The 21,261-nt window shown below is 49.0% G+C and carries 16 protein-coding genes; 7 read left to right on the forward strand and 9 right to left on the reverse strand.

Annotated features, from left to right (window positions below; all coding sequences use genetic code 11):
- Positions 1 to 28 precede the first annotated feature (28 nt).
- Together DS731_RS01465 and DS731_RS01470 are read left to right on the forward strand one after the other, a co-directional pair.
- Positions 29 to 970, forward strand: coding sequence for a Gfo/Idh/MocA family oxidoreductase (locus DS731_RS01465; RefSeq protein ID WP_119503249.1), 942 nt, complete (start codon positions 29 to 31; stop codon positions 968 to 970).
- A gap of 102 nt (positions 971 to 1,072) precedes the next feature.
- Positions 1,073 to 2,059: an aldo/keto reductase gene (locus DS731_RS01470; RefSeq protein ID WP_119499673.1), complete on the forward strand. Its 987-nt coding sequence runs from the start codon at positions 1,073 to 1,075 to the stop codon at positions 2,057 to 2,059.
- A gap of 10 nt (positions 2,060 to 2,069) precedes the next feature.
- On the opposite strand, the gene DS731_RS01475 is transcribed toward DS731_RS01470, so the two are convergent.
- The gene (locus DS731_RS01475) at positions 2,070 to 3,629 is read right to left on the reverse strand and encodes a glycoside hydrolase family 43 protein (RefSeq protein WP_119503250.1); all 1,560 of its coding nucleotides are present in this window, start codon (positions 3,627 to 3,629) and stop codon (positions 2,070 to 2,072) included.
- A gap of 273 nt (positions 3,630 to 3,902) precedes the next feature.
- Between DS731_RS01475 and DS731_RS01480 the strand changes: the two genes are divergently transcribed.
- Positions 3,903 to 5,585 (forward strand): glycoside hydrolase family 43 protein, encoded by a 1,683-nt coding sequence (locus tag DS731_RS01480; protein ID WP_119499674.1) that lies wholly within the window; start codon positions 3,903 to 3,905, stop codon positions 5,583 to 5,585.
- Positions 5,586 to 5,666: 81 nt separating this feature from the next.
- On the opposite strand, the gene DS731_RS01485 is transcribed toward DS731_RS01480, so the two are convergent.
- The 5 genes from DS731_RS01485 to DS731_RS01505 form a co-directional block, all read right to left on the reverse strand.
- Positions 5,667 to 7,094 carry a sulfatase family protein gene (locus DS731_RS01485; RefSeq protein WP_119499675.1) on the reverse strand — a complete coding sequence of 476 codons (1,428 nt, stop codon included), beginning with the start codon at positions 7,092 to 7,094 and terminating at the stop codon, positions 5,667 to 5,669.
- 84 nt (positions 7,095 to 7,178) lie between these two features.
- On the reverse strand, positions 7,179 to 10,013 hold the full coding sequence (locus DS731_RS01490; RefSeq protein WP_119499676.1) for a TonB-dependent receptor: 2,835 nt from the start codon (positions 10,011 to 10,013) through the stop codon (positions 7,179 to 7,181).
- 163 nt (positions 10,014 to 10,176) lie between these two features.
- Entirely contained in the window at positions 10,177 to 11,088 is a 912-nt protein-coding gene (locus tag DS731_RS01495; RefSeq protein ID WP_119499677.1) for a LysR family transcriptional regulator, read from the reverse strand.
- Positions 11,089 to 11,228: 140 nt separating this feature from the next.
- On the reverse strand, positions 11,229 to 12,074 hold the full coding sequence (locus DS731_RS01500; RefSeq protein WP_119499678.1) for a class III extradiol dioxygenase family protein: 846 nt from the start codon (positions 12,072 to 12,074) through the stop codon (positions 11,229 to 11,231).
- Positions 12,067 to 12,468: a protocatechuate 3,4-dioxygenase gene (locus DS731_RS01505; protein WP_119499679.1), complete on the reverse strand. Its 402-nt coding sequence runs from the start codon at positions 12,466 to 12,468 to the stop codon at positions 12,067 to 12,069. Before DS731_RS01505 ends, DS731_RS01500 begins: the two co-directional genes overlap by 8 nt.
- 105 nt (positions 12,469 to 12,573) lie before the next feature.
- On the opposite strand from DS731_RS01505, the gene DS731_RS01510 reads away from it, so the two are divergent.
- Positions 12,574 to 13,461 carry a helix-turn-helix domain-containing protein gene (locus DS731_RS01510; RefSeq protein WP_119499680.1) on the forward strand — a complete coding sequence of 296 codons (888 nt, stop codon included), beginning with the start codon at positions 12,574 to 12,576 and terminating at the stop codon, positions 13,459 to 13,461.
- A 6-nt stretch (positions 13,462 to 13,467) separates the two neighbouring features.
- Here the strand turns inward: DS731_RS01510 and DS731_RS01515 are convergent, their stop codons facing one another.
- A complete protein-coding gene (locus DS731_RS01515) occupies positions 13,468 to 13,896 on the reverse strand; it encodes an organic hydroperoxide resistance protein (RefSeq protein ID WP_119499681.1) in 429 nt (142 codons plus the stop codon).
- Between the two features lie 126 nt (positions 13,897 to 14,022).
- Here DS731_RS01515 and DS731_RS01520 point away from each other — a divergent pair, with 126 nt between their 5' ends.
- A complete protein-coding gene (locus tag DS731_RS01520) occupies positions 14,023 to 14,454 on the forward strand; it encodes a MarR family winged helix-turn-helix transcriptional regulator (RefSeq protein ID WP_119499682.1) in 432 nt (143 codons plus the stop codon).
- Here the strand turns inward: DS731_RS01520 and DS731_RS01525 are convergent.
- Positions 14,451 to 16,094 (reverse strand): methyl-accepting chemotaxis protein, encoded by a 1,644-nt coding sequence (locus tag DS731_RS01525; RefSeq protein ID WP_119499683.1) that lies wholly within the window; start codon positions 16,092 to 16,094, stop codon positions 14,451 to 14,453. The genes DS731_RS01520 and DS731_RS01525 overlap by 4 nt on opposite strands.
- 287 nt (positions 16,095 to 16,381) lie before the next feature.
- Here DS731_RS01525 and DS731_RS01530 point away from each other — a divergent pair, with 287 nt between their 5' ends.
- Positions 16,382 to 17,662 carry an alginate export family protein gene (locus DS731_RS01530; RefSeq protein WP_119499684.1) on the forward strand — a complete coding sequence of 427 codons (1,281 nt, stop codon included), beginning with the start codon at positions 16,382 to 16,384 and terminating at the stop codon, positions 17,660 to 17,662.
- 262 nt (positions 17,663 to 17,924) lie between these two features.
- Positions 17,925 to 19,436 carry a Fic family protein gene (locus DS731_RS01535; protein ID WP_119499685.1) on the forward strand — a complete coding sequence of 504 codons (1,512 nt, stop codon included), beginning with the start codon at positions 17,925 to 17,927 and terminating at the stop codon, positions 19,434 to 19,436.
- A gap of 16 nt (positions 19,437 to 19,452) precedes the next feature.
- On the opposite strand, the gene dld is transcribed toward DS731_RS01535, so the two are convergent.
- Positions 19,453 to 21,147 carry a D-lactate dehydrogenase gene (gene dld, locus DS731_RS01540; protein ID WP_119499686.1) on the reverse strand — a complete coding sequence of 565 codons (1,695 nt, stop codon included), beginning with the start codon at positions 21,145 to 21,147 and terminating at the stop codon, positions 19,453 to 19,455.
- Between the last annotated feature and the right edge of the window lie 114 nt (positions 21,148 to 21,261).

Here is a 21,261-nt window from a genome sequence, read left to right on the forward strand (position 1 = left end):
CTGAACAGAAATGAGTTGGGAGAATAAAATGAAAGTAATCGTAGTGGGTCCCGGTGCGTTCGGGATCAAACACCTTGATGGCCTGAAAAATATCGATGACGCTGAAGTTGTTGGTCTGGTTGGCCGTAATTTAGAAAAGACACAAGCCGTGGCAAACGAATACGGTATTCCGAATGTGTATACGTCTCTGGACGATGCACTGGAATCCGATGCTGATGCCATTATCCTCTGTACCCCTACACAACAACATGCTGCGCAATCTATTCAATGTATGAAAGCCGGCAAACACGTACAGGTCGAAATTCCGCTGGCAGACAGCTGGGAAGATTCAGAAGCGGTTGTGAAAACCCAACAGGAAACCGGCAAAGTGTGCATGGTTGGCCATACCCGCCGCTTTAATCCTTCGCATCAGTATGTACATAATAAAATCACAGCCGGTGAACTGAATATTCAGCAGATGGACGTACAAACGTACTTCTTCCGTCGTAAGAATATTAATGCCAAAGGCGAGCCCCGTTCCTGGACCGATCACCTGCTGTGGCACCATGCTGCCCACACTGTGGATTTATTCGAATATCAGGCGGGTTCTCCTATCGTTAAAGCGAATGCGATTCAGGGACCAATCCATCCCGAGCTGGGCATTGCACTGGACATGTCAATTCAGCTGCAGGCTGAAAACGGTGCAATTTGTACACTGTCACTGTCGTTCAATAACGATGGCCCGCTGGGTACATTCTTCCGCTATATCTGCGATAACGGCACTTACATTGCCCGTTACGATGACCTGGTGGATGGCCGCGAAAATGCCATTGATGTGTCCAAAGTCGATGTGTCCATGAATGGTATCGAGCTTCAGGATCGCGAGTTCCTGTCTGCCATCAAAGAAGGCCGCGACCCGAACAGCAGTGTTCACAAAGTCATTAACTGTTATAAAGTGCTTCACGATCTGGAGCAGCAACTTAACAGCTGATGCTGCTAGTCTTCCGTATCGTGTGTCGACAACGTCAGGCAACGACAGCCAGCGTATCAGGCATAATGCGGAAGCGGTTTAAAAGTTAACGGGAGAGAGAGAATGAAACAAAGAAAGCTGGCTGGTCGTCTGGTATCCGAAATCGGCCTTGGATGCATGAACCTCAACCACGCTTACGGCGCTTCAGTCTCTCAGCAGGAGGCCAGCAAGTTGCTGGCTTCTGCTTTTGAACAGGGCGTTACCCATTTCGATACTGCCGCGCTTTACGGTTTTGGCAGTAACGAAAAGCTGGTGGGCGAAGCCATCAAAGGCTTTCGAAAAGACATCTTTTTGGCCAGTAAATGCGGCATGACAGGCGTTGACGGCAAACGTGTCATCGACGGGCGTCCGGATACTCTGGTAAAAACTCTGGATACCGCTCTGCAAAGTCTGCAGACCGACCACATCGACCTGTACTACCTGCACAGAATCGACAAAGATGTGCCAGTGGAAGAAAGTGTGGGTACCTTAGGTGACATGGTGAAAGCCGGTAAAATCGGTGCCATTGGTTTGTCTGAGGTGTCAGCAGACTCTTTGCAGAAAGCCCATAAAGAATTCCCCATTGCTGCCCTGCAAACAGAATACTCTCTGTGGACCCGCAATGCAGAAATTGCTGTGCTGGAAACCTGTCAGAAACTGGGTATCGATTTTGTGGCTTTCAGCCCGCTGGCCCGTGGTTATCTGGCTGGTTGTATCGACAACCCGGAAGCACTGGCAAATGGTGATATCCGTAAAGGCATGCCACGTTTTCAGGGTGACAACTGGACAGCAAATCAAAAGCTGTACGCTGAGTTTGCAGCCCTTGCTGAAGCAAACGGTGTCACGCCGGCTCAACTGGCTATTGCCTGGGTTCTGGCACAAGGCGAACATATTCACGCTTTGCCCGGTACGAAGTCAGAAGCGCACTTAACGGAAGATTTAAAGGCTAGCGCAGTGTCTCTTGATGCACAGGTATTTGCACAGGCTGATGACATCATCAACCGTCAAACCGTGCAGGGTGCCCGCTATGGCGCAGGCGCACAGGCTGATATTGATACAGAAGATTTCTGAGTATTTCCGGTTAATATATCTCTGAACGTTTCCCAACCTGATAGTAGTTGAAGTCAACCGAGCCGCCCGGGGTTTTTGTCGCGTAGTTGAACAGACCGAAACGATACCCCATAAAGTGCTCGGGGATTGTATACCTCATGTGCAACTTCGAACCCAGGGGTATCCAGTCTTCATCGTCGAATTTGTAGTAGAAAGAGGCGACGTTTGTCCGGAAGTCGCAGTCTATTCGTAAAAAAACTGCTTCCTGACCCTGGGGCACTGATGCCTGACTCCCTACAGATGACTTTGGAGGAACAGGCTTGTCTGAACCGGGAGCAGCCTGTTCAACAATTATAATTTTGTTGTCGCCTTCTGCTCTCACACCAATAAAGCCATATTCCTTTTGCAGGGCAATCAGGCCTGCAACATCTCCATCTTTCATGTTGCTGACATCTATTTGCGTGTTCGCAGAGCTGGTTGGCCCGAAAGTGCGCTGGGTCAATGTATTTCGGGCGTGAAGTACGTTTTCATCTATCCGTGATGTGGAAATTCTTAAGCGTCCGGGATCACTTAGTAGAGTCCAGTTTTTGTCATCTGGATTATGGTTCCATTGCCATACCAGCGGGAGTAGCCGGTCGCCTTCCTTTCTTTCGAAATCATCAGAACTGACCAGCCCTTTGTATCCTGCGCGGGCAGGAAGGTGAGGCAGTATATCTGGCACTTTACCTTCTACCCCTAATACAGGCCAGTTGTTTTGCCAGCTAACAGGAACCAGAAAAGGAATGCGTCCTACAGGTCCACGATCGCCAAATAACATTGCGTACCATGCGCCATCCGGCGCCTGAATCAGTCCCCCCTGAGCGACCTGACGGTCTTGCATCATTATGCGGCTTTCATAGGGGCCTGTTATTTCATCTGCTCTGTGAACGATGACAGTGCGTGACCAGTGGCTTTCAGGAGAAGCTATTGTGAACAGATAATACTTCCCGTTAATCTTGAACATCTGTGAACCTTCAGCAGGAAGGCCGCCAGCATCGTGCTCGCCAAATACAAGGTTTGCGTTATCTATTAGTATTTTATTAAGACCTTCAGGTTTAATCGAAGTGGCATCTTCGTCCAGTTCAATTAGTTTTATCTGACCACCTCCGTAAATCATATAAACACGGCCATCATCATCAAAAAATAATGAATTATCATGTAATGCCGGTTCAAAACTGTGTGACTGCCAGTCGCCGGTTTCTACATCAGTAGTAGAATAAATATGGGTTTTTCCTGAAGTAGCGGAAAATGTTGATACGTAGAAACGGTTATTGTGGTAGCGAAGACTACTTGCCCATGAGCCTTTGCCGTAAGCATTTTTACCGTTTTGCAAGTTGATTTCTTCGTTTTCCACGAGCCGGTCGTAGGCATAACTCACGATTTCCCAGTTGACCAGGTCATCGGATTTTAAAATTGGCAGCCCGGGGCTTAAGTGCATTGTTGTGCTGCTCATGTAGTATTTATTCCCGGCCTGCACCACGGAAACGTCAGGTAAATCCATGTTAACTACAGGATTGTGAGCAGCCAGTGTAACGGACGAAAATACACACATCAGATAAGAAAAAAAATATCTGTAACAATTACCCGTACTCACCCGTCTTTCCCTTAATATCAATTTGCCAGGTAAGCCCCATACTCCGGGAGAAAAAGAGCAATTGCGAGGGTAATACTAATAAACGTAACTGCGGTGTAGCTAAAAAGTAATGTTTTTTTCTTTGTGTTAACAAAAACGCAATCGGGTTTAAGATTTTTCATAACTCCTCAGGATTGAAGCCGCTTTTACTATCACATGTAATGCAAATTAAACTTCAACCCGGGCTATTTCATGAAAAGCAAAACATTCATCTGTTCTATTATTGCCGGTCTTGTATTGGCGGGATGTAATTCACAGTCAGTCACATCCGGTACTGCAATAAATGCTGACCACACTTCAGGTAAAGTAACTTTTAACTGGTTTGAGTACTCAACTCCGGGAGGACCCGGAGAAGCGCCGGAGGGGAAATTTTTGAATCCGGTATTACCAGGTTTTTATCCTGACCCTTCTGTCACCAAAAGGGGGGAGGACTATTATCTGACAACATCTTCTTTCAGTTACACGCCCGGTTTACCGGTATTACATAGTAAGAACCTTACAGACTGGACCCTTATCGGCTATGCCCTCGATCGCAAGTCACAGATGGAGTTTGCAGGTGCGTCGGTCTCAAGGGGAATATTTGCACCCACCATTCGCTACCATAACGGTTTATTTTATATCATCACTACGTCAGTCGATAATGGAGGAAACTTTATTATTACAGCTGAAAACCCGGAAGGGCCATGGTCTGAACCAATCTGGTTGCCTGAAGTCGGGGGAATTGATCCGGATATTTTCTTCGATGAAGACGGGCGGGTTTACATCACCCATAATGACGCGCCTCCCGGAGAACCTCTTTATCAGGGGCATCGTGCAATCTGGATGTGGGAATATGACCCTCAGTCTCAAAAAGTATTAGCTGAAAGCCGGCAGTTACTTGTGAATGGTGGTGTAGATATATCTAAGAAGCCCATATGGATTGAAGCTCCGCATATTTATAAAATCGGTGACTGGTACTACTTGTCGTGTGCTGAAGGTGGTACAGGTCCGCAACACTCGCAGGTCGTATTTCGCTCCCGTTCATTGGATGCCCCCTTTATACCCTATGAAAATAATCCGATTCTGACACAGAGGGATTTAACCTATCCCCGTGCCAACCCTGTGGATACTGCCGGGCACGCAGACTTTATCCAAACCGGAGAGGGCGAATGGTGGGCGGTGTTTCTTGGCACGCGGCCGTACGATTTCGACTTGTACAACACGGGCAGGGATACCTTTTTGTTACCTGTGGAGTGGCTAAACGAATGGCCCCATATCCTGCCACCTGAAACGCCTGTACCGGTTACGGTAACTCGTCCGGCTGGTACCCGGGCTGCACAGGGGACCGATTTTTATTCATGGAAAGACAGCTTTGATGACAAGAAGCTTAGTTTCCGTTGGCAAGGTTTGCGCGAGTTCGACCGCGACTGGTTGAGTACCGGAAATGGTGAGCTGAATATCACACCGTTGCCGGGCTTACTCTCAAGTAAGGAAAAAGTAAGCTATATAGGAACCCATCAGGCTGCGGCAAATTTTTCTGCGACCACTGAAGTGACGATACCCGCTGATTCAACGGCTACCGCAGGTCTCGCTGCTTTTCAGAGTGCGGACTACCACTATTTCTTCGGCTTGCATGGGAAAAATGGCAAGTATTCTGCCTTCATTGAGCAAGTAGCCGACGGCAAAGTAAGCGTTATTTCAGAGCGACAGCTTACTACCTCTGCGGGTGAGCCGGTAACCCTGAAAGTTGAGGGCAAGGGAAGCAAGATCGCTTTTTCTTACAAAGAAAACGGAAAGTGGATCTCTGCAGGCGATACTCTTGATGCAACTCTGTTAAGCACACAAAAGGCCGGGGGATTCGTAGGCACCACCATTGGCTTGCATGCACGTCAGTAGTAAAAGACACCGCAGACAACGGATTTTGTAATAAGCAAACCGGATGTTGAAATCCGGTTTGCATCGCCTGGCTGTGAAATCTCATTTACCGGCAAAAGTTTGTGACTGTGTCTCTTCAGCAAACCGCGCCAGTTGTTTCGTCAGCCGGTCAACTATCTCAGGATGAGAGTCAGCCACATTGAAGCGCTCTGACGGGTCATCTTTAAGGTTATACAGTTCAGGCTGAACACGGGTATCACTGGCACTGGCCATCTCACCGCTGAATTCATCAAAAGGAGACAGGCGCAGTTTCCATTTTTTATCTCTGACGGCTTCAGCCACATCACCACGGAAATAATAGAAGTAATTGTCTTTGCTATGCGGAGTATTACCTTTCAGAAAATCCGACAGATCCGCGCCGTCCAGTGTGAGATCTTCAGGCAAAGTTGCGCCGCTTAATGTGGCGAATGTCGGGAATAAATCCAGTGCAGAAATCAATTCTGAATTGACCGAGCCGTTAATTTTGCTGTCAGGCCAGTGAATGATGGCAGGGACACGGGAACCGCCTTCATAGGTTGTGCCTTTTGAACCTTTTAACGTGCCGGCGCTGCCCACATGCCAGCGTTCCACACCGCCCTGAACCATTCTGTCCGGCAGGTTTTGCCACGGGCCGTTATCACTGAAAAATACAATAATGGTGTTGTCCGCTACGCCTTTTTCTTCCAGTGCGTTCAGTACTTCACCAACGCTCCAGTCAATCGTTGATACCGCATCGCCATACAATCCGCCTGCGGATTTTCCCTTTTGAAAATCCGGTGCTGCCACCGGTAAATGGGGCATGGACCAGGCCATATATAAAAAGAAAGGTTTGTCGTCAGAAAATGCGCCTATATTGGCAACAGCTTCTTCGGTGTATGATGTGGTGAGTACAGACTGGTCTTTGATCACGCCCACAGGCTTGTCGTTACGGAACATTTGCAGCGGAGACATACTTTCTCTGCCCATCAATTCTGCTGTCACCCAGGGATCAGTCATATCATTGCTGTAAAGCAAGCCGAAATACTGATCGAAGCCATGGTCCACCGGCAAAAATCCGGCTTTATCGCCCAGGTGCCATTTTCCTACCATAGCAGTTTGATACCCCTGAGATTTAAGCATTTCAGCCATCGTAAATTCAGACTGGGGCAGGCCGCGATCTGAATCAGGCATCAATACCTGCTGCATACCGGAGCGGATGGCATATCTCCCTGTCATCAGTGCCGCACGGGAGGGTGTACATACTGCCTGACCAGCGTAGAACGAGGTGAGTTTGATCCCTTCTGTGGCCATTGCATCTAAATTGGGAGTCACAATATTGGGATGCCCGTAGGTGCTTAGATCTCCGTAGCCCATATCGTCAGCCATCATCACGATGATATTGGGTTGCTCCGGTTGCGGGGCTGACATAGCGCTGTTGAGCCCTGCCAGCGAAAATGCGGTGATAAGTGAAACGCGGGCAGAAGCTGCCAGCAATGTAGTTACATAGCTCACTGGTAAATTCCTTAAACTAGGGGAGAAAAAAGGCCCGGCCGTAATATCGGGGTATTGAGGGATTGGCCGGGCACTCACTGGAAATCAGAACGTGGCGCGGAATCCCGCAAACAACCGGCGACCATTGTCTACAACCTGATAGGGCAGGCCGTCGGTGAACTTAATTTCTACCGCTTCATCAAGCAGGTTCACGCCTTCCACGACAACGGTGAAATTCTCCGATACGTTATAATTCACCGATGCATCTAACGTGCCGTATGCCTGAGTAACCGCGCCTCTGCCACCGAATGCTACAAGCTGAGACAGAAATTTGTCGCGCCAGGTATAGGAGATACGCGCGCCGAAAGTGTCATCCTCGTAGAATCCGCCCACGTTGAAGTTGTGCTTTGAGCCGGCCGTAATGGCTTCCGGGTCGCTGTTATCAATAAAGGTATAGTTGGCATTAACACCGGTATTGGACAGCAAGCCAGGCAGTGAAACGAAACTATGCTGACCGGCCAGCTCCGCACCACGAATTTTGGCACCTTCGCCATTAGACGGACTGCGGTCAATAAATTGCGCTGTAAAAACTTCCCCGGTTAATGCATTGGTCACAGGCAGGTTTATTACCGTAGAGCCGGATCGGATAAGAGACACCAGATCTTTGTAAAACAGCGTTGCAGATACCATATCTGTGTCACCGTAGTAGTACTCCAGAGCCACATCGATGTTATTCGATTTAAACGGATCCAGTGTCGGGTTACCGCCTGTAATACTGTTGGCTTCCACGTTCGCTACCGTTACCGGCGAAATGTCTGTAAAGCGCGGACGGGCAATGGTTCTGCTGGCACCAAATCTCGCAATCAGCTCATCTGTGAGGTTATAGCGAAGGTTAAGACTCGGCAGCCATTCACTGTAGCTGTTAGATTCCTCGATTAACCCCAGCGGTGCCACTGTGGTTAACCCGCCGTTAGGATTGAAGGTAATCTGATTTAAGTCAGCGCCGGCACCACGGGACAATTGCTCTGTGCGGGTGTAACGAACGCCAAAGTTACCCGACAGATTGCCATCGCCACTTTCAAACTCTATTTCGGCATAGGCATTGGTCGCTTCTTCGGATACATCCTCCGACAGGGTGGGATCAATACCGTAATTACCGGCAGCTATCAGCTCTTCCCGGGAAAAGCTGTTCAGCATTCTGCGGGTATCAATGGCCAGCCGTTCCTGAATCAGACCCGGATAGTTTTCAAGATACGCGCCGTTCAGTGGTGATACCGGTTGTAGCAGGAAAGCGGCAGAAGAGGTGCCGGTGATCCCCAGTTGTTCGAACAGCTCCACCGGAGGCTGGTCGCCAAACAGTGACTCAATTTGTGCTACATTCATTGTCAGTCTGGCACTTTGACCCACTTTATTGCGGTCAGCGTAATGAAAGCCGGTTTTGAATTTCGTGATATTGCCGAAATCCAGATAGCGCTCTGCGTCGAGTTTTATATCCAGTAAATCTTCCGATGATGCCTGGTTGTAGGCACCGTTAACACCAACGAGGCGATAGTTCTGCGGGTCCAGCACACGGTCTTCAGAACCGTTCATGTAAGTGGTTGAGGTAACCGCATCACCCTGTTCAGATTGCAGCGTTAAATCCACCAGCGTACTGTTCACAATATTCAGATTGTCTGCCAGCTGTGAAGAACGGGAGCGGTTTACCTGACCGTTAACTGTCCAGTTATCAGTAAGATATTTACCCAGCAACGTCATCGACCAGGTATCACCTTCCCGCTGTTCTATCCGGTTTCCGGCACGGGTATCCACATTATCGGCGCGGAACGTCGTTGCCACTGCACGTCCGTCAATGTTCCGGATTTCAGACTCGTCAGGATAGTACGGTCCCAGTGAGTTATAGGGGAAGGCGAGGAATTCTGCCCGCGCGCTGTCGACTTCATATTTTGTATAAAACCCGTCAGCCGTCAGCTCAAGGTTATCCGATGCCGCCCACTGGGCTGACAAAATTGCACTGGTGCGGGTGCGCTTTTCGTCGTACATGGTGTGAAAGGTAATGTAGGGAATGGCTACACTGCCATCATCCAGTACGCCATTACCGTTGAAGTCCTGTCCGCTACATAAGTCCCGTGAGGCCACAGAGCCGTCGCAGATCTCCGGATTGGCAATCCCGTCTTCAGTAAAAGCGCCAAACTGTTGAGAACCGCTGGTGAAACCTTCAGCTTCAGAAAAGCTGGTATAACCGAAATTTAGAAAATCCTGGGTGCCGGAATTCCGCTCCATGTAAGACACACCCAGTGTCAGACCGAAATCACCGTCGCCATAAACATCGCTGTAGAAAGCAGTAACACGGGGACCAATATCTTCCGCGTTTGACTCCTTGCTGCCCTGCACTGACAGCGCAAGCTGGCGCTCAGTAAAGTCGAAGGGGCGGGGAGTGCGGATCACCACTGAGCCGGCCAGGCCACCCTCCTCAAGAGACGCCGTGGGCGTTTTATGTACTTCCAGGGTTCTGACAAATTCACTGGGTAAAGAAGTAAAGTCAAAGCTGCGGCTGGTATCTGAACCGGTATCCGTTAACGCATTTGGTAACGCCACATTGTTCATGCGGACAAGCACGAAATCGGAAGGCAGGCCCCGTATATTGATCGAGGAGCCTTCACCGCGGGAGCGGTTGATTTGGACACCTGTAATACGTTGAAGGGATTCCGCAACGTTAATGTCAGGGAACTTACCTACATCTTCGGCAGAAATCGCATCAACAACGGTGGAGGATTCTTTTTTAATCCCCATGGCCTCAGTGAGGCTCTGGCGGATCCCGGTAACAGCGATGACTTCCATATCATCAGTTGGCGTGTCCTGAGCAAAACCGGGGTTGCAAAAGGTGGAGGCAATGGCGATTGCTAATGTGCTTTTCAGGCATCTGTTTTTTGTGTGTGTCATCGTGCTCTCAGTAATCAAAAGTCGTTGTCCGGAAAGAAACTACAAACAGACAGGATCTGTTTACTCTTCTTTGTTAACTGGAGGTTAACTTAAGGTTAATGTTGCACGCGTCTTGTGATAACTACAATTGATATTAAATTATCAACCTATAACTTATGGGAAATTACGATTGATTATATCGGGTTCTCAACGCTTCCAGCAGATAATTCACCGGTTCGAAATCTGTCAGACTGGTGCGGCATACCATGCCGGACGAGAACGTCTGATTCAGTGAAATTGCCTCTACAGGAATTAAATCGTACTGTGCAAAGGTTTCTGACACTGCATCCACAGACATAATGATATGGTCGGTTTGCTGGCCGATACGGGCAAGGCCAAGTAAAGATTCGATACCGTAGGTGAAGCCGGAAAAAGGAATGCCTTTGCGTTGCAGATTCTCTTTCATGGAAATGTTTATCGCACCTTCCCAGATCCCGAATGCAGACCAGGGATAATCGCACAGGGACGTTGCGCGTTCGTTCGCGGGCAGGGCATGGATAGGATGTGAGCGGCGGGCGAACAGCATGCTTTCGAGATTTAACAGCGGAATGGCGCTGAGTCCGTGAGCAAGATCCCCGGCGGGGATCAAGCCAAAATACATGTCAGAATCACCATTGAGTACTTTGGGAATGGCAACGTCTGCGGATTCAAGCTTAATGCCGATGTTCAAGCCAGGAAACTGGTGATACAGCGAAGGCAATACATCCGGCAAAATCTCAGACAACCAGACGGGGCCGGCGCTGCCTGTGAGAGGTTTGTAATAGTTCTGCTTAATTTTCTCAATTTCACGGGTGGTTATCTCCGCTTCCTTAAGGATGATATTGGCTTTGGTCCTGAGAATATCTGCGAAGGGAGTGGGGTTTAAACGGCCTCCGGTTCTGTCGAATAACTTCACATCCAGTAGCATTTCAAACTGACTCAAACTCTTCGACAGCGCAGGCTGGGACACATTCAGTACCTCCGATGCCGCCCGCAACGAGCCTTTATCATAAATTGCTACAAACTGGGCGAGATGCCGGGACAACAAGAAGCGCATAGTACACCTGCATTAATGTGAGTAAGCTTATGTTGCCCCCGGTTGCAGGTAAAAGCCAGCGCGTCCGTAAGAGTGAGCATAAAAAAACGGAGGCCTGATGCCTCCGGTTAATTAACTAAAGCAAAATATACCTGAAGTGATTATTCAGGATGATTGTCCAGTACCATTACGCCCGCACCGGTATTGGATATCGGGGCATGGTAATGTTTGTGCACTACTTCCACGTCGTGGCGTAATGCGCCGCGCATTACCATCCACATAATGGTTTCAATACCTTCAGAGCCTGAGCGGCGCATGATTTCAGTGTTCGAGAGGTCTGCAAACCACTCAGGATCAGTGGCGATTTTATCCATACACTCTAAATCGAATTCCACATCAATGATGCCGGCGCGCTCACCTTGTAGCTGGTGAGACATACCGCCGGTACCCAGAATCACCACGCTGAGATCGTCCGGGAAGCTGGCGATAGCTTTGCCTAACGCCTGGCCCAGTTTGTAGCAACGGCGGGCGGTCGGTACAGGGTGCTGAACGGTATTTACCGCCAGAGGAATCGCCTGAACCGGCCAGATTTCATGGTCGCCGTAAAGTGCGCGGATAGGGTTTACAAAGCCGTGATCGACTTTCATTTCCTGACAGGTACAAATATCGAATTCCTGCTCTACCAGTGATTCCGCCAGATGCCATGAGAAAGGCGCGTTACCCGTGAAAGGTGCGACAGGCTTCAGGCCCCAGCCCTCGTCGGCATTGAAGTACTGATCAGCACAGCCCAGCGCGAAAGTGGGTACTTTATCGAGGAAGAAGTTCAGGCCGTGATCGTTATAAACCACAATCACGATGTCGGGCTTCTTCTCTTCCAGCCAGGCTTTGGCCGGACCGTAGCCGTCAAAGAAGCGTTTCCAGTAAGGTTCCTGCGTTAAATTATTGGATATTGCAGCGCCCACTGCCGGAATATGTGAGCTGGTGATACCGCCTAAAAGCTTAGCCATTCCAGTAGTCTCCTTTTGCCTTAATCAGTTCATCGAGCTTTTCAGCCCGTTTTTGTAAATTCGCGATAAATTCTTCAGTCGTAATGCCCTGAAACGCCGCGCCGGCATCCTGTACAGATGTACCACGGGGAATCGCCATTTTGGCCATGAAGTAAATGTTTGCACCCATACGTAGCATGCCGAGAAAATCCTGATTCACCACAGCATCTTTATATTTGTCTTTCACACCCATTTTGTCGCAGTAAGCGGCCGGGTCCTGATCAAACTCAAGGCGGTTGGCTTCTTCATTAAAAGAAAACAGTAACTTGTTTAACGCATAGGCCGGGTTGGCTGCGCGTCCGTCGAACACATAGGTGCCCGGAATATCGTCATAATCTTTGGGTTGCCAGCTCATTGTGAAACCTCTGTTAACATTGTTTATTGTATTTTATATAGATTGAATGCATAGTTAATGCATAAAAAAGGTGCTTAATTGTCAATTCTGTAGAAAGTGAAAATTATGTTGAATTCTTTGGACGCGGTGGATTTCTATGGTGATAACGAACAGGTGGAACACAGACACATTCTGTATTGTGAGCCGCTGACCACACGCAGTGAACGCCACGACTGGATGATTCAGCCTCACCGTCACCGGGATTTGCACCAGATTTTTTTCGTCGTCAAAGGGGGCGGGCAAGTTCAGCTGGATGAGCAGCAATTATCTGTATCAGCGCCGGTATTGTTGTCTATCCCTGAAGGCCACATGCATGGTTTTCAGTGGGAACCGGGGTCTGAAGGATTTGTTCTTTCAATTGTGTCTGCAGCGATTTCTGAAATATCACCGGGAGCCTATCAGGCTGCGTTTCAGGAAGGCGCTATTTTGCAGGATATTCCGGCGCAAACCTGCGAAGATTTACAGCTCATTTGCAAACAACTGAAGCGGGAGGCCGAAGGCCACGGGCAGTTTGAAGAGCAGATGACCATCGCCCTTTTAAGGCAGATGGTAGTGCATATTGCCAGGTGTACATCGCAACACGAAGATGTGCCCGGTCAGTATTCCAAGGCGGAAAGAAAGTTTCTGCAGTTTAAGGCTCTGATCGCCCAGTTCGGCACAACGCATCATCAGGTGGGATGGTATGCAGGAAAAATCGGCGTATCAGCGGCGCACTTAAATCAGCTTTGTCAGCAACACGCGTCTGTGAATGCACTGTCGATGATCCACCGGCATCTGCTGGTGGAAGCCAAGCGTCATCTGATGTTCGCCGATTTCAGCATTACCTCAATCGCTTACCGGATTGGCTTTAAAGATCCGGCGCACTTTACCAAGTTTTTTACCAAAAAGGCCGGGCTGTCACCGCTGAAATTCAGACAGGAAACCCGTGATAAAGCGTCGCCGGAAACAGCGTAAGCCGTATTATACTAACGTGATGTCCACTTCAATGTTGCCACGGGTAGCATTGGAGTACGGGCACACCTGATGTGCTTTGTCTGCGATGGATTGCGCAGTAGCCTTATCAAGCTCTCCCAGGTCAACAATCAGCTGCACAGCAATAGCAAAGCCGCCCTCAATCGGGCCAATACCTACTTCGCCTTTTACTGAAATGTCTTTGCCCAGCTTCACTTTCTCTGCTGCGGCTACATGCTTCAGTGCGCCGATGTAGCAGGCAGCATAACCGGCTGCGAACATTTGCTCAGGGTTCGTCCCTTCACCGCCAGCGCCGCCAAGCTCCTTCGGGGTAGTCAGTGTGACAGACAGGTTGCCGTCATCAGAGGTTGCTTTACCTTCGCGGCCGCCGGTTACCGTGGCTTTACCTGTATAAATCACGTTATCTAATTTGTGCATAAAGATCTCCTCAGTGTTGTCGTAATACAATTAAATACTTTGCATGCAAAATAAATTAGCAGAGATCAGGTTTGCAGATCAAGTGTTTTGCATGCAAAATATTTGTATCTTGTTCCGGAGGCCGTTATGTCTGAAGCGCTGAAGTTAGAAAACCAGCTTTGTCACCGTTTTTATACTTTGTCGAATGCATTTACCCGTGCGTACCGGCCGCTCTTAGCTGCGCTGGATATCACCTATCCTCAATACGTGGTGATGATGGCTTTGTGGGAACAGGATGATGTGACGATTGCCGGCCTGCTCAACAAAACCCTGATAGACGGCGGCGCCATGTCGTTAATTCTGAAAAAACTGGAGCAGAAGGGCTTGCTCACGGTGAAGCAGGATGAAAAAGATAAGCGGGTGAAGAAAGTCCTGCTGACAGAAGCGGGCAGGGCGGCGAAGACCACAGCAGAAGCCGTACCTGCACAGATGTTATGTAAATTTCAGGGTATGACCGCTGACGAAGCCCGCCAGCTGGTCACACTCATTGATAAGTTACAGGGCTGTTTTCAGTCCTAAACTTTAAAGCGGTTCACGTTATCGTCGATATTGCGGGATACATCACTGACCCGCTGACTGGCGGCACCGGCCTGTTCAACGGTTGCGATAACTTGCTGACTCAGCGTGTTCAGCGCTGATACGGTTTCATTCAGGTTCATTACTACCTGGCTTTGCTCTTCCGTGGCAGTAGCAATCTGATAGATACGATCGTTGGCTCCGGTGACCGACGACGATACTTTATTCAATTTTTCATTCAGCGATGCTGAAATCTCTACCACTTCCGCCATCTGTGACGAACCGGACTCAATAGCCGATACAGCCTCAGACACCCCTTTGTTAAGATTCAGCAGCATCTCATTAATGTCTGTGGTGGCCTGCTGGGAACGGTTAGCCAGCGAGCGGACTTCATCAGCAACCACAGCGAAACCGCGACCCTGTTCACCGGCCCTGGCCGCTTCAATTGCCGCGTTCAGTGCCAGCAGGTTGGTTTGTTCAGAAATGCCGCTGATCACATCCAGCAGGGAAGAAATTTGTTGTGTTTCTTTTTCCAGCTTCTGGATTACAGAGCTGGCATGAGTGATCGCCTGCGAGGTTTTGGATACCGTTGCGGTGGAGGTAGAAACAGCTGCCTGGCTATCAGCTGCATCTTCATTGGCAGTGCGGGTATCGCTCAGCGCATCCTGAGTATTGTCGGCAACTTCCTTCAGCGCATAGCTGAGTTCGTTAATTGCGGTAGCAATCTGATCAAGGTTGTCACGTTGCTCGTGGGAAATATGTCTGACATCGTCTGACGATGAGCGCATAGAGGTTTCCGCGTCTTTCAGCGACACAGCGTCATCTTTAATCAGCTTGATAAGCCGCTGAAGGTTGTCCATCAACGCATTAAATGCCAGTGCTACACCGGTGATTTCATCGCGGCCATGTGTACTTAACCGCTGAGTCAGATCACCTTCGCCTTTACTGATTGAATCAAGCACATCGCGCAACATATTGATGCGGCGGGTAATAAGGCGCGGACCGATAATAATACTCACCGCACAGGCAACAACGGCCAGCACCACGGCAATGATCAGATACACGGTTTGCTGGTTGCTGGCTGCTAGACTGTCACGGGTGATTTTGTCCGACTGATTTTTCACTGCTTCGCCAATGCGGTCATAGTTGCCCCGCAAGGCTTCAAACAGAGGCATCCCTTGCTGATGATAAATTGCGGCCGCTTGCCCCACGTTTTTCTGGCTGATTAACATCATGACCTGTTGATTCAGCTGGATCCAGTTATCAAAATCCCGACGGAACTGCTTTGCCTGACTAACCACGTCAGGATAATCTTTCGTGAGTGAAAGCACTTTGGCCATACGGTCGTTAGCCTGCTGAGCATTCTCTTCGTAATCTTCTATCAGGCTTGCTGCGCCACTGATCCCCAGTTCTTCAGCCAGCATCAGGTCCAGCAGCGCAGAGTGCGCCTGATACAAATCGCGATCTGCGTTCAATGCCGTACTGATTGATTCTGTGAATGTGGCAGACAGGGTTTCAGTATTGTGCGCCAGTGAGCGACTGTTGGATATGCTTATAAAACTGACTACCAGAATAAGCAGTGCAACAAAGCTGAGTGGTACTGCCAGCTTTTGACGAACGGTCATATTTTCAAAGTTGAACATAACGCCTTCTTTATGTGGTGATTGGCAAGGTACAGTTGACAAAATGTTTTTTCTGGTCTGAATTATAAATTATTGGGCTAACCAGTAGCAGCTTTTCTCCTTATACTTTGTGTTAATCAGCACTTCTCTGGTTATACCTTTTATGAATTTTCATACCTGATATCCCCTAAAGGTGTAGGGTTTCTCATATTCACACCATCTATAATGTAGTCAATAAAACATCCGGATGCATCTCGACTTTCCGGAACACTCAATTTTTAGTACCAATAAGGACTAAGGTTCTGTCAATGCGTAAATTTATCCGTCCAACGCTTATCGCAGCTTTGGGGTCTTTACTTACTCCTCAGGCTCTCGCTCAGGATATTGAATTTGATTTCAGCGGTTCCTGGAGAATGCGTTACGAAACGTTGAAAAACCCGATTTTTCCGGCCACTGAAGCCCAGCGTACTCAGTCCAACGACCGTATTTCTTCACGGGTTTTGTTGAAAGGTGAGGCAAGTTACGGTAACTGGAATGCCACCGTGGAAATTCAGGATTCACGGGCATTTTTAGATGATAACGATCCGACGTTGAAATCGTCTCAGGTAAACACCCTTGAGCCGCTGCAGTACTTTATCCGCTACAAAGATTTCAACGAGTACGTAAAAGCCATCACCGTTGGCCGTATGGCTGTCGACCATGGTAGTCGCCGCTTGATGGCGAAAGGTGTGTATCGCAATGCCATCAATGCCTTCGACGGTGTGATGGTTGATACCGTCGTTAAAGACTGGGATGTCCGCGGATTCTATTTTCTGCCGGTAAGCCGCTTTCCTACTCAATCCCAACTGGTAGAAGACAATAAGCGTGCATTCGATAAGAGTTTCAGTGAGCGTAAGTACTTTGGTCTGTATGCCGTGTCTCCGGATGAGAAATGGAAGATTCAGAATGTCTGGTTCAAGGAAAGTGACTCTGAAAAACTGGCGACGAAAAATCGCGACCTTTACACCTTGTCTGTGGATTACTCAGAAAGCTTTGCCGGTGACTGGAAAAGCAACATTGAAGTGATTGGGCAAACGGGTACGGCAAGAGCGTCTTCATCAGCCAGCGATATTACCGATCTGGATGTGAATGCATGGATGGTACACGCCCATTTAGGCCAGCAAGTCACCAAGAGCACATTCTTACGGGCGGAGATTGACTTCGCTACCGGCGACAATGACAGCGCGGACGATGAGATTAACGCCTTCGACGGCCTCTATGGTGTACGACGTTTCGACTTCGGTCCAACGGATGTGTATCAGGGCTTTCAGCGCAGCAACATTATTGCGCCCGGGTTACGCAGCGTAACCAAAATCGGTGGTGTGCATAACATCATGGTGGGTTATAAAGCCCTGTGGTATCACAAAGTAGAGCAGGGCGAAGAGGACTTCATGGGTAACCAGTTAGAAGTCAGATGGCGTTATCAGGTCATGCCGGAACTGCGTCTTGAGTTTGGCGGTGCCTACCTGATGAAAGGCGGTGCTCTTGAGCAGGGGGATTACCCTGATGACTCACAGTTTGCCTACACCGCATTTCTGTATAAGTTCTGACTAATACGTATTTAGGGTTTTTCATCCTGTCTTAACAGGCCATCCCCGGGGGATGGCCTGATTTAGATTTCTCCGAAATAGCGCTAATCTGTCGTACTTAGTTCTATAAGCCCGCTTATGCTTCTCATCACTACCTCTCTTGCAATATAGACATTAAAACCTATAAGTCGTGAGACATTAAAACCTATAAGTGATATAACTCTAAAACCTGGATGTGATATTTGGCAGCGGACGAATTTCACGTGTTATTGATGGGGCGAGTATGAATGACATATCACAAAAACTGGCTGTTTCTCTTGAGCAATTACAGCAGCTTCAGGAGTCAGGGGTTGTTGCTATCCAATCGAAGCAACTCAGCAGGTTGCACCGGGAGCGGCTACTGAAGCACGGGTTTATTCGCGAAGTTATCCGGGGCTGGTACATTCCGGCAATGCCAGATGAAAAACCAGGCGACAGTACATCGTGGTATACCTCTTTCTGGGATTTTTGCGGAGCCTATTTGTCGGAACGGTTTGATCAATCCTGGTGCCTGTCGCCTGAACAATCTCTAAGTTTGCATACCGGCGACAGAACTGTGCCTGGACAATTACTCGTGCGCTCACCCAAAGGAAATAACAAACCCACCACCTTCCTTCACAACACTTCAATTTTTGATGTCAGATTGAATTTGCCCTCCGCGGAATACATTGAAAACCTTGCAGGGCTCAATGTATACAGTCTGGCGGCAGCGCTTGTCTATTCTTCCGCGAACCAGTTTAAAAATGCGCCTGTTCAAATGCGTACAGCTCTGTCGATGGTGACTGATTCTTCCGACGTATTGTCGGTTTTACTTGCCGGAAACCACAGTGTGATTGCAGGGCGGTTAGCAGGCGCTTTTAGAAATATTGGACGGGATTTGATTGCTGACAATATATTAAAGGGCATGCAAGCGGCCGATTTGAAAGCCCATGAAGAAGATCCGTTTACAGAGAAAGTGCAGGTAAGTTTTGGTCGTCGTGATATGTCACCCTATGTAAATCGCATGCGGTTAATGTGGGCGCAAATGCGTGAAAATGTTATAGCGCATTTTCCATCACCCTCAGGCAAAGGCATCAATATAGAAACCTATATGGCCGAAGTGGAAGAAAAATACGTTTCTGATGCTTACCACTCGCTGTCCATTGAAGGTTATCGGGTGACTCGTGAGTTAATTGAACTGGTTCGCTCAGGCAGCTGGAGAGCTGATGAATCTGACGGGCACAAAAAGCATTTGGACGCCATGGCTGCTAAAGGCTACTGGGATGCATTTCAGGAAGTTAAAAAAGCAGTATTAGCGGTGTTAGAAGGTAACAATCCGGGGGACCTGTTAGAACAAGCCCACAGTGATTGGTATCTTGCTTTATTTGGCCCGGGTGTGGCCGCGGGCATCGTCAGACAAGCGGACCTTGCCGGATATCGTTCAGGTCCTGTCTATATTCGCCAGAGTATGCACATCCCTCCCGGCCGTGAAGCGGTTCGCGAGATGATGCCGGCACTCTTTGACCTGCTTGCAGAGGAGGAAAATGCAGCAGTCAGAGTTGTACTGGGGCACTTCATCTTCGTCTATATCCACCCTTACTTTGATGGTAATGGCAGAATGGGAAGATTTATCATGAATCTGATGATGGCGTCTGGTGGTTACCCATGGACAATTGTGCCGGTTGAGCGACGGGATGAGTACATGCAGGCATTAGAAGCAGCCAGCGTTAAGCAGGATATTGTGCCTTTTACACAATTTCTCGCATCGCTGCTATAACTAAAGGGCCGTTTCCCTAACAACATGCACAGTTGCGTTTCGTTTTCTCCATATGACCGATGCCGGGGTTGAACGTATTGGTCGGATCCAATGAGCGGTAGAAGGCTTTCAGGGTATCTTCTGCATCATATAGATGGCCCACGTTGTGTTCTGCCGGGTATTTGGCTCCGCGGTTATCGAGCAGGGCCAGCATCTCTGCTTTTACCTGCTTTGCCTCAGTACCTTTTTTAAGAATGTAGTCCTGATGGAATACATGACAGAAAAAGTGTCCGTAATAGAGTTTCTTCTCAATTTTTGCGTCAAGCTCCGGCGGTAAGGTTTCTACCCAGTCCATGTCGTTGCGGCGCAGCGCAATATCCAGCGCGAGGATGTCGCCCACCTCTTTTTCGTGCAGTAACTGATAGCGCAGTGCAGCGCCTGCTGCGGCAAACCGGTGCAGGAATGCGGCAGACGCTTCGTCCGGTGAACACACCATAAAGTTGCCACCATGTTCTGCGGCAAAAAATGATTTCAGAAAAGCGTCTGCTTCTTCAATGCCCTCATCACTCATCTTCAGAATGAGGTGATGCTCATACTGGTTCCGGTACTGCATCAGACTGTCGGGCAGATGATTGGGAAACAGCCTGGCGGCAGATTGCATAATGCGGTCTGAAAGAAACGAAGGCAGCCAGGACTGCTTGTTCAGCAGCGCATCAATGCGGCCCTTTGCTGCAAACATTTTAGGCAGCCTGCCGGTACCCACGTGCTTAACAGCCAGAAAGGTGTCTTTGCCGTAGTCTTTAGCGACATCGAAAATATCACGGTGCATGTACTCTGCGACTTCCGGTAAGTGGGTAAACTCTGCCAGCATGTGCCGGCGCAACTTCGCCAGAAGCGCCGGATCATTCACGCCAATATAAAAGGTTTGTTCTCTTTCGGGCTTGGCAAAGGTATCGAGCCTTACTGCAAATACCGCGAGCTTACCGGCGCATCCACTGGCCTCAAAAAGTTTGCCGGGGTCCGCGTTGTAGCGGGCGGGGGTTGAGGCATCCACATCACGAATGATGTCTGCGTAATCCTGCGCGCTGGCAAACTTACTGTTATCCGTACTGTTCTTATCGAATGTGCCGTTTTCCAGGTTTGTCAGGATCTCTTCAGGCTCTGACCCCAATTCAATACCCAGGTGATTAACCAGGTGTAGCTCGCCATGTTCATTAACCTGCGCATACAAGGCATATTGGGTGTAGGCCGGGCCGCGTTTGATTAGTGCGCCACCTGAGTTGTTTGCTACACCGCCTACAATGGATGCGCCCAGGCAGGATGAACCGATGACCGAATGGGGACTGCGTGAAAAAGGTTTTAACTGATCTTCAAGCTTGTGCAGGGTGGCGCCCGGGAAACTGATGACCTGTTTGCCATCTTCAAGCATGATGAGATCATCCATGGCCAGAGTATTTATCACCACAATTTCACGGTCGTAATCGTCGCCGGACGGGGTAGAGCCTTCCGTCAGTCCGGTTTTTGCGGCCTGCATGATAATGATGCAGTTGTTGTTTACGCATACTTCCAGCACGCGCCAGAGTGCAACCAGAGTTTGCGGAAATACCACGGCCAGTGCTTTACCTTGCCCTGAACGCCAGCCGGAGCGATAGTGTTCGGTAGCGGCCGGGTCTGTAGCGATATGTTCGGGGCTCAGTACAGCTTGCAGCTGCGCAACAACCGGGTGCGACATGAAATAACTCCTTTTTGAAAAGCAGGCCTGGAAACCTGGTTGAATATATCGCATTTTTACCATGATGGCTTATCGTAACCGGCGCGCTGGTCGGGTAAACTGCGCGCCTTACCT

The organism is Alteromonas sp. RKMC-009, from assembly GCF_003584565.2.
GTDB lineage: Bacteria > Pseudomonadota > Gammaproteobacteria > Enterobacterales > Alteromonadaceae > Alteromonas.

What these genes read in the sequence shown, in the direction of transcription:
- DS731_RS01465 (WP_119503249.1), top strand. Translation starts at nt 29, where the DNA reads ATGAAAGTAATCGTAGTGGGTCCCGGTGCGTTCGGGATCAAACACCTT.
- DS731_RS01470 (WP_119499673.1), top strand. Translation starts at nt 1,073, where the DNA reads ATGAAACAAAGAAAGCTGGCTGGTCGTCTGGTATCCGAAATCGGCCTT.
- DS731_RS01475 (WP_119503250.1), bottom strand. Translation starts at nt 3,629, where the DNA reads ATGTGTGTATTTTCGTCCGTTACACTGGCTGCTCACAATCCTGTAGTT.
- DS731_RS01480 (WP_119499674.1), top strand. Translation starts at nt 3,903, where the DNA reads ATGAAAAGCAAAACATTCATCTGTTCTATTATTGCCGGTCTTGTATTG.
- DS731_RS01490 (WP_119499676.1), bottom strand. Translation starts at nt 10,013, where the DNA reads ATGACACACACAAAAAACAGATGCCTGAAAAGCACATTAGCAATCGCC.
- DS731_RS01495 (WP_119499677.1), bottom strand. Translation starts at nt 11,088, where the DNA reads ATGCGCTTCTTGTTGTCCCGGCATCTCGCCCAGTTTGTAGCAATTTAT.
- DS731_RS01500 (WP_119499678.1), bottom strand. Translation starts at nt 12,074, where the DNA reads ATGGCTAAGCTTTTAGGCGGTATCACCAGCTCACATATTCCGGCAGTG.
- DS731_RS01505 (WP_119499679.1), bottom strand. Translation starts at nt 12,468, where the DNA reads ATGAGCTGGCAACCCAAAGATTATGACGATATTCCGGGCACCTATGTG.
- DS731_RS01510 (WP_119499680.1), top strand. Translation starts at nt 12,574, where the DNA reads ATGTTGAATTCTTTGGACGCGGTGGATTTCTATGGTGATAACGAACAG.
- DS731_RS01515 (WP_119499681.1), bottom strand. Translation starts at nt 13,896, where the DNA reads ATGCACAAATTAGATAACGTGATTTATACAGGTAAAGCCACGGTAACC.
- DS731_RS01520 (WP_119499682.1), top strand. Translation starts at nt 14,023, where the DNA reads ATGTCTGAAGCGCTGAAGTTAGAAAACCAGCTTTGTCACCGTTTTTAT.
- DS731_RS01525 (WP_119499683.1), bottom strand. Translation starts at nt 16,094, where the DNA reads ATGTTCAACTTTGAAAATATGACCGTTCGTCAAAAGCTGGCAGTACCA.
- DS731_RS01530 (WP_119499684.1), top strand. Translation starts at nt 16,382, where the DNA reads ATGCGTAAATTTATCCGTCCAACGCTTATCGCAGCTTTGGGGTCTTTA.
- DS731_RS01535 (WP_119499685.1), top strand. Translation starts at nt 17,925, where the DNA reads ATGAATGACATATCACAAAAACTGGCTGTTTCTCTTGAGCAATTACAG.
- dld (WP_119499686.1), bottom strand. Translation starts at nt 21,147, where the DNA reads ATGTCGCACCCGGTTGTTGCGCAGCTGCAAGCTGTACTGAGCCCCGAA.